Source organism: Meishania litoralis, assembly GCF_042611095.1.
Taxonomy (GTDB): domain Bacteria; phylum Bacteroidota; class Bacteroidia; order Flavobacteriales; family Flavobacteriaceae; genus Meishania; species Meishania litoralis.
Map to the genome: position 1 here is coordinate 77,811 of NZ_JBHFPV010000002.1, position 12,081 is coordinate 89,891.

General features: G+C 41.9%; 11 protein-coding genes. 3 read left to right on the top strand and 8 right to left on the bottom strand.

What is annotated here, in order from left to right; genetic code table 11:
- Nucleotides 1-29: 29 nt before the first annotated feature.
- From ACEZ3G_RS09370 to ACEZ3G_RS09400, 7 genes are all read right to left on the bottom strand, one after another.
- Nucleotides 30-1,403 carry an ABC transporter permease gene (locus ACEZ3G_RS09370; RefSeq protein WP_432425228.1) on the bottom strand — a complete coding sequence of 458 codons (1,374 nt, stop codon included), beginning with the start codon at nucleotides 1,401-1,403 and terminating at the stop codon, nucleotides 30-32.
- 6 nt (nucleotides 1,404-1,409) lie between these two features.
- Complete coding sequence (locus ACEZ3G_RS09375; RefSeq protein WP_432425229.1) at nucleotides 1,410-2,654, bottom strand: efflux RND transporter periplasmic adaptor subunit; 1,245 nt, start codon at nucleotides 2,652-2,654, stop codon at nucleotides 1,410-1,412.
- 174 nt (nucleotides 2,655-2,828) lie between these two features.
- Nucleotides 2,829-3,827 (bottom strand): pirin family protein, encoded by a 999-nt coding sequence (locus ACEZ3G_RS09380; protein ID WP_432425230.1) that lies wholly within the window; start codon nucleotides 3,825-3,827, stop codon nucleotides 2,829-2,831.
- A 78-nt stretch (nucleotides 3,828-3,905) separates the two neighbouring features.
- Entirely contained in the window at nucleotides 3,906-4,262 is a 357-nt protein-coding gene (locus ACEZ3G_RS09385) for a bleomycin resistance protein (RefSeq protein WP_432425231.1), read from the bottom strand.
- 46 nt (nucleotides 4,263-4,308) lie between these two features.
- Entirely contained in the window at nucleotides 4,309-4,995 is a 687-nt protein-coding gene (locus ACEZ3G_RS09390) for a lysoplasmalogenase (RefSeq protein ID WP_432425232.1), read from the bottom strand.
- Nucleotides 4,996-5,152: 157 nt separating this feature from the next.
- Nucleotides 5,153-5,578, bottom strand: a complete 426-nt coding sequence (locus ACEZ3G_RS09395; RefSeq protein WP_432425233.1) for a (4Fe-4S)-binding protein — start codon at nucleotides 5,576-5,578, stop codon at nucleotides 5,153-5,155.
- A gap of 14 nt (nucleotides 5,579-5,592) precedes the next feature.
- Entirely contained in the window at nucleotides 5,593-7,020 is a 1,428-nt protein-coding gene (locus ACEZ3G_RS09400) for an amidohydrolase (RefSeq protein WP_432425234.1), read from the bottom strand.
- Between the two features lie 353 nt (nucleotides 7,021-7,373).
- On the opposite strand from ACEZ3G_RS09400, the gene ACEZ3G_RS09405 reads away from it, so the two are divergent.
- The gene (locus ACEZ3G_RS09405; protein ID WP_432425235.1) at nucleotides 7,374-8,423 is read left to right on the top strand and encodes a DUF6340 family protein; all 1,050 of its coding nucleotides are present in this window, start codon (nucleotides 7,374-7,376) and stop codon (nucleotides 8,421-8,423) included.
- 37 nt (nucleotides 8,424-8,460) lie between these two features.
- Here the strand turns inward: ACEZ3G_RS09405 and ACEZ3G_RS09410 are convergent, their stop codons facing one another.
- Nucleotides 8,461-9,771, bottom strand: coding sequence for a cryptochrome/photolyase family protein (locus tag ACEZ3G_RS09410; protein ID WP_432426054.1), 1,311 nt, complete (start codon nucleotides 9,769-9,771; stop codon nucleotides 8,461-8,463).
- A gap of 172 nt (nucleotides 9,772-9,943) precedes the next feature.
- Between ACEZ3G_RS09410 and ACEZ3G_RS09415 the strand changes: the two genes are divergently transcribed.
- Together ACEZ3G_RS09415 and ACEZ3G_RS09420 are read left to right on the top strand one after the other, a co-directional pair.
- Complete coding sequence (locus tag ACEZ3G_RS09415) at nucleotides 9,944-11,092, top strand: T9SS C-terminal target domain-containing protein (protein WP_432425236.1); 1,149 nt, start codon at nucleotides 9,944-9,946, stop codon at nucleotides 11,090-11,092.
- A gap of 87 nt (nucleotides 11,093-11,179) precedes the next feature.
- Nucleotides 11,180-12,031: a DUF2911 domain-containing protein gene (locus tag ACEZ3G_RS09420; protein WP_432425237.1), complete on the top strand. Its 852-nt coding sequence runs from the start codon at nucleotides 11,180-11,182 to the stop codon at nucleotides 12,029-12,031.
- The last annotated feature ends 50 nt before the right edge of the window (nucleotides 12,032-12,081 follow it).

The window sequence follows — 12,081 nt, forward strand, 5'->3', positions numbered from 1 at the left end:
CATGTTGACCATGACTTCGAATATTTGGCCTATTCATGTCTAATCGCCTCTATCGGATTTTTGTTGGCGGCAGATTTTGCGGGCAGAACCCCGAAAGCCAACCCTATAAAAGTAGCCACTAGAAATGACAGCAGAATAGAGCCCATCGAGACTATGGTCTCGATATCGGTAGCGAGCTCCAGTACGTACGATGCCACTATCCCTAAAATACAGCCAATGATTCCACCACTTAGACTGATCAAGATGGATTCCGATAAAAACTGCATGATGATATCTTGCTTTGTGGCTCCGATTGCTTTCATAATGCCAATTTCTTTGGTCCGCTCTAAAATTGAGGCCAACATGATATTCATGATACCTATGCCCCCAATCAATAGCGATATTCCCGCAATTATGCTTAAGACAATATTGAAAATCTGTTTTGTCTTTTGTTGTTGCTTCAATAAATTGATAGGAATCGTAATCTCAAAATCGAGCATGCCATTGTGTTTTCTTTTGAGCATCTTGCTGATTACCTCGGCAGTGGCTTTCAATTCGTTTGAATTGTTTACTTGAATGGTCAGCTTGTCGATTTGGTGATAATTGCCCCTGGGCTTTCTTTTTTTCGGACCGTTATCGTTTCCGCTGATCATGATTATTCCGCCACCAAGATCAAGAGGTTGGTCGCTTATTACTTTCCGGTCTTTATACCGCACCAAAAATGTTTTTATAGGTATATAGACATCTTGGTTCAGGTCTCGAATACCTAAATTTTCTTGAGCCGTTTCCGAAATTAATTTCTCCTCGATTATTCCGATTACTTTAAGCCAAACATCCTTTACCTTGATTTGTTTGCCGAGCGCATTCTCTCCGGTAAATAGTTTCTTTGCGACTTTTTCACCAATTATGCATACAGGCATAGCGTTTACTGCCTGTACTTCGGTGAAGTTTTCTCCTTGGCCAATGTGAACATTTGAAGTTTCGAAAAACGAATTGGTAACCCCGATTATTTTAACCGGGCTTTGCCTTCCCTTTTTTATCATATAAGTTTCCATGATAATTTCAGGGCTAAGTTTTTTAACCGTTGAAATGTTTTTTCGTATACTTTCTACATCCAATAGGTCTAGCCCTTTGGAAAATCGAATGGTTTCCGTCGCACCATCTTCTTCTTCCGAATCGGATTCATTTTCATCGGCTTCATCCGGTATCGGTGTCACAACAATGTTGTTAACGCCCACCAATTCTAACTGCGCCAAAATCTCTTGTTCGGCACCTTTGCCAATGGCAAGCATAGTAATTACCGCGGCGACACCAAAGATTATTCCAAGGGCGGTTAGAAAAGTACGCACCTTATTCGCCATGATCACACGAACGGCCTCGGAAAAATTCGACTTTAATGTCTCTAAGAAAATTTTATTGGTCATGTAAGCTTATCTTATCTGAGCAATACCTTTGTCTTCTAACCCGTCAGGCTTACTCAAATAGACCACATCTTTTTCGGATAATCCTTTTTCTACTATAACCACGTCTTCATTCGAATCACCAAGTTCGATTTGTTTTTTATCAACAGAAAACCCAGAATTGATATATACGTAACTTATGGAATCTTTGGAAAATACTGCTTCCAATGGTATCATCAATACATCTTCTTCTTTTTTGATCAGAATACGATTCGACGTGGTCATACCTGGACGAATATTGGTATTGGATTCATTTAATTTTATCAATACTTGAAAAAGCTTAATGTCAGATCCCCTTTTGTTTTCACCTACGTTGGCAACACTTGTTACAACGCCTTCAACGGTAATGTCGGGAAAAGCGTCAAAGCCAACAGCAACTGGCTGTCCTTTTTTAATCTTTCTTACATCGACCTCATTGGAGTATGTTTTTGACTCCATTTTAGTCAAGTCGGGGAGCGTGGCTATGGTTAGGTCCCAAGCATTTATATCGGATCCGACTTTCTTCTTACTCCCATCCCAATTTTTGGCATAAGTGACCATGCCACTTGAGTTCGAATGAATTGTGAAAGATGCTTGAAGGGCAATTAGGTCGTCTAGCTTCGTTTGATTTTTTGAAACTTCGGTGCCGACTTCGACCATCTTGGCGATGGCCTTTCTTTTCTTGATGGCATAATCTTCTTTTTTTTCTTTTAAATCACGTTCGGCCCGTTCAATTTTTATTTCCAGTTGCTTTATGGTCGCCGGTGACTCATAAATCGATTGTTCCAACTCAAGCTTATCTTCTTCAATATTGAATTGAATATCTTTTATCGCCGTTCTTTCTTGTTTTAATGTCAATGTAGTATCTAACTGCTCTTGTAGAAATTTTGACTCCGCACTTTCTAAGCTTAGACGTGCATCGATAATTTGTTCGTTGACAGGCGATGGGTCGAGTCTACCAACGTAGTCACCCTCAGCAACCACTGTGCCCTCAGGAATAAGGTCTTGTATCTTGATGTTGTTCAATCTGAATTTGCGAAGATTCGATGGGCCATCAATGTTTTTAAGGCTCGTTGATTGTGCTTCTCCAGAAATTATTACTTCGCTTAAGAATTCACCCCTAACGACTTCAGCCGTAATGGCAACATCTTCTTCGGAATCAGAACCGAAAAAAAAGTAGCCGAAAAGCAATAGCAAAATGGGGACACTGATGAAAAGAATTCTTTTTTTGTTCATTGTTGGTTAGGTTTTGGATTCTAAAACTAGTTAAATTGAAATATCAAAGATTATATCTGATGTTATTTTTTTCCTAATATTTGAAAGAAAAAAGATACATTGTAAAGAATACTTAGCTTTTTCAAAATACTTCTTAAAAGTAGCCGATAATTGCTATACCAACTTGGGCAACCCCTATTTTTCTATCAAAGTGCCGTCGGGATAAAGTGCGAACCGACCCCTTTCCCTATCATGTACGTTGTCGGGGTAGGGCCAAGGCCAACCACCGAATTGCGTAAGGCCATATTCTTTCATCGTTGCCCGAATCTCTTCTTGGGTATTCATTACAAAAGGCCCGTGCTGAACTACCGGTTCACCGATAGGCTTGCCCTGAAGTAGTATAAAATGGGCGGATGTTCCGCTGGTTTTGATTTCAAGTTCTTTTGAGGCATCAAGTTCGATTCCGTGGTTTTGGGAAATTGTGCTACCGAAAATTTCGATTTCCGAACCTTCGTAAAAGTACAGGTTACGCGATACCGATGATTTGGCCTCTGGCAGTATGTAAGTGCTATTCGGTTCTATATGTATGTTCCATATCGCAACTTCGTTCGCTTTATCTGACGCCCATGAATCGGGTGCGGGATCAAGTGATTGGGTACCCCTGTAATTACCTGCTATGACTTGGATTATTGCATTTTCTTCCTGCACAATGGGAATGTCTTCATGCCAGAGCATTTTAAAATGCGGGTCGACGAATTTTCCCGAAGATGGCAAATTCAACCAGATTTGGAAAAGCTCCAACGGATTCTCTTTATCTTGATTCAGCAGCGGAAACATTTCGGAATGCTGTACCCCCCGGCCTGCGGTCATCCATTGTACGTCGCCCTGGCCGAACCTTCCGGCCGCGCCAAGGGAATCGGAGTGGTCGCAAAACCCCTTGTTCACGATGGTAATCGTTTCAAAGCCCCGATGCGGATGGTAAGGGAAACCCGGAATGGTCGTGCCATGGTACATACGCCATCCATCTTTGATAATAAAATCATTACCAAGATTGCGCCCCTCGAGCGAATCTACCGGACCCATTTGTTCGTTCCCTTCGGGATAATGGTCCAAATGATAGACCGAAAACAAAAAAGGATCTTGAGTCTGCCAAGGGAAGCCCAATGGGAAAACGGATTTTATAGATGTGCTCATATTTTTAGGCTTTAAGTAGTTGGTACTAACTTTTTAGTGTTTTGAAACTTTCATGGAACGTTAGTTAATGCGACAGTTTTAAATATTCTGCCCGAATGTCAATAGGTTATTGTCCGGGTCAAGAAGCGAAAATTCCTTTTGTCCCCAAGGTTTGATTGCCAATTTTCCATTCGGATGAATTTCTGTCCGTTTTTCCAATAGGGTTTTATAAAATTCTTCGATATTGTCGGTTCGAATATAAACCTGTCCATAATTTTCTTTAGGCTTAAGCTTTTTAAATTCAAAGAAATGAATTTGAATTTGGTCTTTTTCCATCATTAAATAGTCGTCAAAGTCGGCATTTCCAAATTCTTTAAACCCTAATTGATTTGTGTAATACGCTCTAGTAATACTTTTGTCTCGCATTGGTAATTTAGGGTTGATATCCGTAAGCATATAGTTTTAAATTTAAATTCTTGGTTCGTAATTTATATGGTTCAGTTTATCTGACCCACTTGTTTTGACGAAGAACCCCCTCTGTAATGAGATACTGGGCCGTGGCATAGGTGCCCATGACCAAAACATTCGCCCATGGCACGTCAAACTTGAACATGTTTATGGCGAGAACGCTATCGGAAGCGACAAAGAAAAGCGCACCAATGAAAACCCATAAAAAACTTGAAGACGGTACTTTGCCGATGCGCATCAAGGCGGTACATGCCATGAAAAGAATGCCGAGAATATAAATGACAACCGGATAGGTCAACGCACCTAAATCGTTCTTCAAATAAAAGAACAGTGCCATGCCAATAGCAATAAGGATCAACAAGACTCCGTATAAATAAATGGGAAACTTTTTGTTTCTTCTTTTTAGAAAAACGGCCCCATAGGTAAGATGTGCCAATAGAAAAGATACTAACCCAAGTATGAAAAACTGATTTGATCGGTTATCAAAGAGCAAGGAAATATCGCCCATCAACGATAGCGACAAAGCAGCCAGCGTTAAATAGTAAGTGCTTTTTGAGAGATGCTTGCCATTTATGGAAAAATAGGCCAACAACGAAATCAGTATCAACGGTTTGGTGACAAGCCGATATTCAGAATCGCCCATATTTACTATCAGGATATCCAAGATGACGATAGCAAAAAATAACCACCTAAAAACTGTTGCCGACAATATCTTGGTCATTTCGAATTTTTCGGAAGTTTTTCACGGTATTCTTCACGCACTTCGCTGTTATTTGCAAAGCAAAGATTCATATCGTGCTTCGTTTTAGCACGAACCTTGTTATGTTCCTTCAACTTATCGGGTTGATTCATTTTTACATTTTGACCTGCATTCGAAACTATCCCTGAAATGCTATGGCATTATGGTTGCCATCACAATACGGTTTGTTCTTGGAGGCCCCACAGCGACAAAAAGCGGTTATGCGCTCCTTTTCTTCTTTGTTGCCTTTTGCATCGATAACCTCAAGGTTACCATGGACCAATAATGGTCCGTTTTTCCGCATTTCAATTTTTGTTTTCATTGTTGTTTCTTTTTGTTCAGTAGTGTTCCCTTGCTGGTAGCTTAATGCCCCGGACGGGCATTTGGATATCTGGGCTTTTAATTCCTCGATGGAAGCATCTTCAGGGGTAATCCACGGTTTTGCCTTTGGGTCATAGACATTCGGGAGTTCCTTGACACAAATCGCGGAATGAATACATAGTTTAGGCTTCCAGACGATTGTTAGGTCGTCTTTTTTATATTTTTTGATGATTTCCCTTTCCATCTTGACCTGTTTTATTAGTTTTTTCCTATGGGTGGTGGCCCATCGATCATAGGCTCGTAAACTTCGTCACCCTTTCGTTGTTTGAATTCTTCGATTACCTTGACCCTCAATTTTTCGTCTTCGAACAGATCGACGGCCGTAAGTCCGAGTGCCTTTGCCGCATACAGCATTCCCTTGTGGCCGATCGACATTCCGCCGCAGGCGACTACCGCCCAAGAATGCCATGGCGTGTCATAAGGCGCAACTGAAACACCGAGATTGATATTGGGTACGTTCCAACTTACGTCGCCGACATCGGTAGACCCGCCGCCAGCATTGGGGTCGGTTTCCTTGAAAGGCTGCACGCTACCGGACATGCCGACTTCAGGCTTTCCGGTCGCTTTTTGGATGGCTTTTCCAAAGGCGGTCTCTTCTTCGGTATAGGTTATAGGACCAAGCAATTCTAGGTTTTTCTGCATAATCAATCCACCTTCTCGATTGACCAAAGTCTCATAAATGCCGGATACCAAACTGACTTTGTAATCAACGTTGGCCATAATCGCCGCACCTTCGGCCATGGCTTTTACCCGTTCATAGGTGGGTAGCATTTTGGCTCGTTTCGGATCGCGTACCCTAACCCATAATCGGGCATAGTCGGGCACAACGTTAACGACTTGACCACCGTCTTGAATATGATAATGGATACGAGAAGTGGGCAAAATATGTTCGCGATAGTAGTTGATTCCCGTGGTATAGAGTTCCAAGGCATCGGAAGCGCTGCGACCGTTCCAAGGATCCATGGAGGCATGCGCCGCCTGGCCATGAAATTCCACGATAAAATCGATCAACGATAGACCCGACTGTTGATCGGCCTCAATGGTCGATCCCGGATGCCAGCTTAAATTGACATCGACATCGTTCCAAAGTCCCGCTTTTACCATCCAAACTTTTGCAAAGAATTTCTCTTCGGCGGGCGTACCCAAAAATTTGACGGTACCTTTTATCTTTCCTTCGTCCATCAATTCTTTGATGGCAATTGCCGCACCCAAGCTTGCCGTACCGAACATATTATGGCCACAGCCATGACCGGCGGCCCCCTCATTCAAAGGTTCTTTAGTGGGAACCGTTTTCTGTGATAATCCCGGTAGGGCGTCGAACTCGCCCAAAACACTGATAACGGGTTTTCCTGAACCGTAGGTTGCCGTAAAAGCTGTCGGAATTTCGGCAACACCGCGTGTTACCTTGAACCCGTTCTTTTCGGCATAATTCGCCAAGATCTCGGCTGACCGGTGTTCATCAAAAGCGGTTTCGGCCAGGGCCCAGATCGAGTCACTGATCTTTATCAACTCGGCACTATGTTTTTCTACTGATGCAATAATGGCTTTTTTGTTGTTTGTCAGTTTTTGGGCCGATGCCGAAATACAAAAAAGGGTTAATGCACCTAAAAAGATTGTTTTTTTCATGCTGGATCTTGAATTAGCTGTTTTGTTCTATTGTGACCCCTTACGCGTTTTGAACTCTTTTGTTCATACTTCAAGGGTGTCGTGTAAATATAATGTTTTCTGTTCTTATGTTATGGCCGATGCAATTTTGAAGGTTATCGTGCATTTGGTCGAGTTTGTACTGAAAAATGCAATAATAATCCTTTTTAAGGGTTAATTATCAAATAGTTATATAGCAAAATCAAATAAAACCAAATCTTCGCTTTTGTCGTATGCAATTCGCATAAATTTTTGTGGCCTACCGGTATGTTCCAAAAGAACGATGTTGGTCATATCAAAGCTGTATCCGGCACAACCGAACTAAATCTACTCAGATGAAAAGAACATATCGATTACTGGCAATGTTATTCACAGGTATGATTTTTATGGCGTGCAGCTCGACCAATAGGTTGACCATGGGAGCCACCGAACCGGCGCGTATCACTATTCCATCCGAGGTTATGAAAATAGGGATTGTAAACAGGAGTATCCCTTCCGAAGAAAATAGCTCATTGGATAAAATCGATAAGATTTTGTCCTTGGAGGGCCTTAAACTGGATAAGGAAGGTGCCGAGGCGGTCATTACAGGTGTTCAAGACGAACTTACGCGTTTTGAGCGCTACGAGCGCGTGGACATTATCGAAGCTGCCGATGTATCGCGGAAGGGATTAGGGGTATTCCCGGCGGCCTTGACCTGGGAACAGGTCGACCGCATTTGTAAAGAAAACGACGTAGACCTTCTGATCTCGCTCGAATTTTACGACACCGATACAAGGGCAGATGTAGACGCCATAATGGTCGAGGTACCCAATAATTTTGGGATAAAGGCCAAGGTGCCGCATACAAGGGTAACTTTGAATACCGTGATCAAGAACGGTTGGAGGGCCTATTACCCTGCTACCAAAAGTATTTTGGACGAAATCGTCTCTAATAATTATGTGACTTCATCGGGTCAAGGACTCAACCCCGTTAAGGCCGTGGAAGCCGTTATTGGTAGAAAGGAAGCAGTACTTGAGAGCAGTACTTATATAGGCAATCTATACGGCTTGGACACAAGGCCCAAAAGTCGGAGGGTTTCAAGGGATTATTTCGTTTCAGGAACTGATAATTTCGCCGTAGCCAAAAGAAGGGCCCAAACGGGTGATTGGCAGGGTGCTGCCCAACTTTGGGAACAAGAGGTTAACAACCCCAAAGGAAAGATTGCCGGAAGGGCATGTTACAATATGGCGATCATAAACGAAATCAATGGTGATTTAGATGCAGCCATGGAGTGGGCTTCCAAGTCGTATGCCGATTATGACATAAGAGAGGCTCTTCGCTATATTAATATTTTGAGGAATAGAATGTATGACGAGCGCAGGGTAGAGGAGCAATTATCGAAGTGATAAATTTCAAAATCAACAATAAGGGGCGCTTGCTATTTTAGTTAAGTGCCTCTTTATATGTTTTCAGGCAACGTTCACGGGCCAATTTGTGGTCTACCATCTTTTCAGGGTATGTCAACTCTTGAAGTTCGGGTACCCACCTTTTGATATACTCCTTTTGTTTATCGAATTTATCTACCTGGGTCATCGGATTGAATATTCTAAAATACGGGGCTGCATCGACACCACTACCGGCCGCCCATTGCCAATTGCCGACATTGGCACTCATATCGTAGTCCAAAAGTTTTTCGGCAAAATAGGCCTCGCCCCAACGCCAGTCTATCAAGAGGTGCTTGCATAAAAAGCTTGCCACCAGCATGCGCACTCGATTGTGCATGTATCCCGTTTCATTGAGTTCTCGCATGCCGGCATCGACAAGGGCAAATCCGGTTTGGCCCTCGCACCATTTCCTGAATTCTTCCTCGTTGTTTCGCCAAGCTATTCTATCGTATTTTGGTTTGAACGACTTTGTTTCCGTACTTGGGTAATGCCAAAGAATCTGCATAAAAAACTCGCGCCAAATCAATTCGTTCCAAAAAGTTTCATTAGGATCAGCGGTTACTTTTTTTATTATTTCTCGAACGGAAACTGTACCAAAACGTAGATGTGGCCCAAGCCGTGAAGTTCCTTTTTCAATGGCCGGAAAATTTCGGGTGTCTTCATAACCAGCAATAAGTTCAGATGAAACTACATAATGAGGGACTTTGATTGGCGAGTTTTCGAAGCCAATTTCCCCAAGTGTCAGGTCCGGTAGCCTCGTTTGCCTGATCAAGTTGTCAAAATGCGGTTCGGTATTGTAAGTTTTTAAGTCCTTTTCGGCATTGAATTTTTCCTTCCATTTATTCTTATAAGGTGTATATACGACATATGGGTCGCCATCGTCCTTGACGATTTCGTCTTTTTCAAAGACGACTTGATCCTTGAAGGTTCTAAATTCGACGCCCTTGTCGGCCAGCAACAGTTCTATTTCCCTGTCCCGCTTTCGGGCATAAGGTTCATAATCGCGATTTGTGTAAACAGCCTGAATACCATGGTTCGTGGCAATTTTACCAAATACATCACTAGGTTTTCCGTAATAAAATGCTATTGAACTATTATAATCTTCTTGAAGTTTCTTGCGAAGGTTTTGTAACGTTTGGTATATAAATGAAACGCGGGCATCATTTCTTGGCAATCTTTCCAATATTGTCGAATCAAAAATAAAAATCGGCATTACCGGATGGTCACCCAACAATGCATTTTGAAAACCAACGTTATCGTTTAGGCGAAGGTCCCTACGAAACCAAAAAACGGAAATTTTATTAGGCATCATTATGAATTATTTGATAAAAATACAGGTAATAAGGCATACCATGTTCATGATTGCCCAGAAGAACAATAGCTTTTTTCTAGGAAGCCTAACCTTTTGAAAATCAGATAACAAATATATAAGAATAGTGTAGTGTCCTTACTTTTTGTAAATTGAAATTTAATTTTTCCATATGTCCCAAAGACTGAGTTTCATTTTTTGCTTCTTGATGTGTGCGGCATTGGGCAATGCCCAGTACGAAATTAGTGAACTTGGTCAAATGCCGCAGGAAACCTTTGAAACTTCGGGATTGATATTTATCGATGGCAAGGCAATTACGCACAACGACTCTGGCAATAATGCCCTACTCTTTGAAATCGATACGACCACTGTGCAGATTACACGCACCGTCGCTGTTTCCAATGCTGAAAATGTTGATTGGGAAGATATTGCCCATGACGAGGAATTCATTTATATAGGTGATTTTGGCAATAATAATGGAAATCGGCAAGATTTAAGAGTATATCGTATCTCCAAGCAAGATTATATTGCTATGGAAACGGTGACGGCGGAACAGATCAATTTTAGTTATGAAGATCAGGTTGATTTTGTGGCCGAAGCAAATAGTGATTGGGATGCCGAGGCACTTTTTGTTCTTGGGGACGAATTGATAGTTTTGACCAAACAATGGAAAAATAACGGAACGGTAGCCTATTCTTTTCCAAAGACCCCGGGAACGTATGTTGCCAATAAGTTGGATGGTTATGGGAATATCGGTCTTGTCACCGGAGCAGATTATGACCAAGAGACAAACGTATTATCGATTGTCGGTTATTCGCAGACACTGTCACCTTTTGTAATGTTGGTAGAAGATCTTTCTTCAACAGGAATTTTTGAGGGAAAGATTGAAAAAACAACCCTTGATATAGGGTTCGCCCAAACTGAAGGAATCGTACAAATCGAACCGCATCGATTTTTGCTCTCTTGCGAATACTTTTCAAATGAAACTCCGAGCATTACGTCTGAAGCACGTCTCTTTTCATTAAAGATAGATGATACGGTCGTCGCCGAAGAACCCGAAACCCCCGGTCAACCTACCGAAAATGAAACTGACCAATTGATTTTGTACAGAGAAGTAGGATCGACCACCCTTAATTACCAATTAAATACAAACAAACGGGTCTTGTCGATGGCGATATTCGATGCGACAGGTAGCATAATACGACAAGAAAAGCAAGTTGACCTTACATCGGTCATCGATCTTCTGACGATGTCCTCATCGATTTATTATTTGACTTTTTATTTAGAAGGGACCACTCTTTCCCGACCTTTTGTCCGTTAGTGCCGTCAGTATTCTTATTTAAGTTTTAATTAACATTTAAGGTTTCGAATTATACCTAGTTTTGAAAAAAATGAAAACTATAAAAAAATGAAAAAATTAGTACTACTTTTATGTTTAGCACTTGCTTCGTATACGGTTGAAGCACAGATAAATACACCAGCGGCGAGTCCAGGATCCACGTTGGTTCAAACCGTCGGGTTGACCGATGTTACCGTTGAATATTCTAGACCATCAATGAAGGGAAGGACAATCTTTGGTGACTTGGTACCCTATGGCAAAATTTGGAGAACCGGTGCGAATGCACGTACAAAAATCACTTTTAGCCAAGATGTAACAATTGCCGGTAAAGAACTTAAAGCTGGCAGTTATGCTTTATTTACAAAGCCTGGGGAATCTTCTTGGGAAATTATCTTCTATACCGAGACAAGCGGTGGAGGCACCCCTCAAAACTGGGACGATAGCAAGGTAGCTTTGATGACTTCGTCACCGATCACCAAGTTTCCAGTGGAAATGGCGGTCGAAACCTTCACCATCACTATCGATGATCTCACCGATAACAGTGGGGTATTGGGTCTTTTGTGGTCAAATGTATACGTGCCAATTAAATTCGAAGTACCAACTGATGCCGTGGTTTCTGAAAGCATTGACAGAGTATTGAACGGGCCCGGTGCCGGAGATTACTATGCCGCCGCGGTCTATTACCTTAATTCAGGAAAGGATATCAACAAAGCTAGGACTTGGATGGATAAGGCGATGTCGATGACCGAGAAACCGGCATTCTGGCAATTACGCCAACAATCTTTGATTTATGCCAAAGCTGGAGATAAAAAAGCTGCCATCGAAACCGCTAAAAAATCGCTGGCCGCCGCAACCGAGGCAGGCAATGATGATTATGTAAAAATGAATACCGATTCTTTGAAAGAATGGGGAGGTATGTAATCTTTCTTCATCAAACGAAGTAATATTGAAAAAGCCCTGATACACATCAG

Bases quoted from the DNA above. Each gene is read 5' to 3' on its own strand.
- ACEZ3G_RS09385 (WP_432425231.1), bottom strand. From the start codon at position 4,262: ATGCTTACGGATATCAACCCTAAATTACCAATGCGAGACAAAAGTATT.
- ACEZ3G_RS09375 (WP_432425229.1), bottom strand. From the start codon at position 2,654: ATGAACAAAAAAAGAATTCTTTTCATCAGTGTCCCCATTTTGCTATTG.
- ACEZ3G_RS09415 (WP_432425236.1), top strand. From the start codon at position 9,944: ATGTCCCAAAGACTGAGTTTCATTTTTTGCTTCTTGATGTGTGCGGCA.
- ACEZ3G_RS09380 (WP_432425230.1), bottom strand. From the start codon at position 3,827: ATGAGCACATCTATAAAATCCGTTTTCCCATTGGGCTTCCCTTGGCAG.
- ACEZ3G_RS09395 (WP_432425233.1), bottom strand. From the start codon at position 5,578: ATGGAAAGGGAAATCATCAAAAAATATAAAAAAGACGACCTAACAATC.
- ACEZ3G_RS09410 (WP_432426054.1), bottom strand. From the start codon at position 9,771: ATGCCTAATAAAATTTCCGTTTTTTGGTTTCGTAGGGACCTTCGCCTA.
- ACEZ3G_RS09370 (WP_432425228.1), bottom strand. From the start codon at position 1,403: ATGACCAATAAAATTTTCTTAGAGACATTAAAGTCGAATTTTTCCGAG.
- ACEZ3G_RS09400 (WP_432425234.1), bottom strand. From the start codon at position 7,020: ATGAAAAAAACAATCTTTTTAGGTGCATTAACCCTTTTTTGTATTTCG.
- ACEZ3G_RS09420 (WP_432425237.1), top strand. From the start codon at position 11,180: ATGAAAAAATTAGTACTACTTTTATGTTTAGCACTTGCTTCGTATACG.
- ACEZ3G_RS09390 (WP_432425232.1), bottom strand. From the start codon at position 4,995: ATGACCAAGATATTGTCGGCAACAGTTTTTAGGTGGTTATTTTTTGCT.
- ACEZ3G_RS09405 (WP_432425235.1), top strand. From the start codon at position 7,374: ATGAAAAGAACATATCGATTACTGGCAATGTTATTCACAGGTATGATT.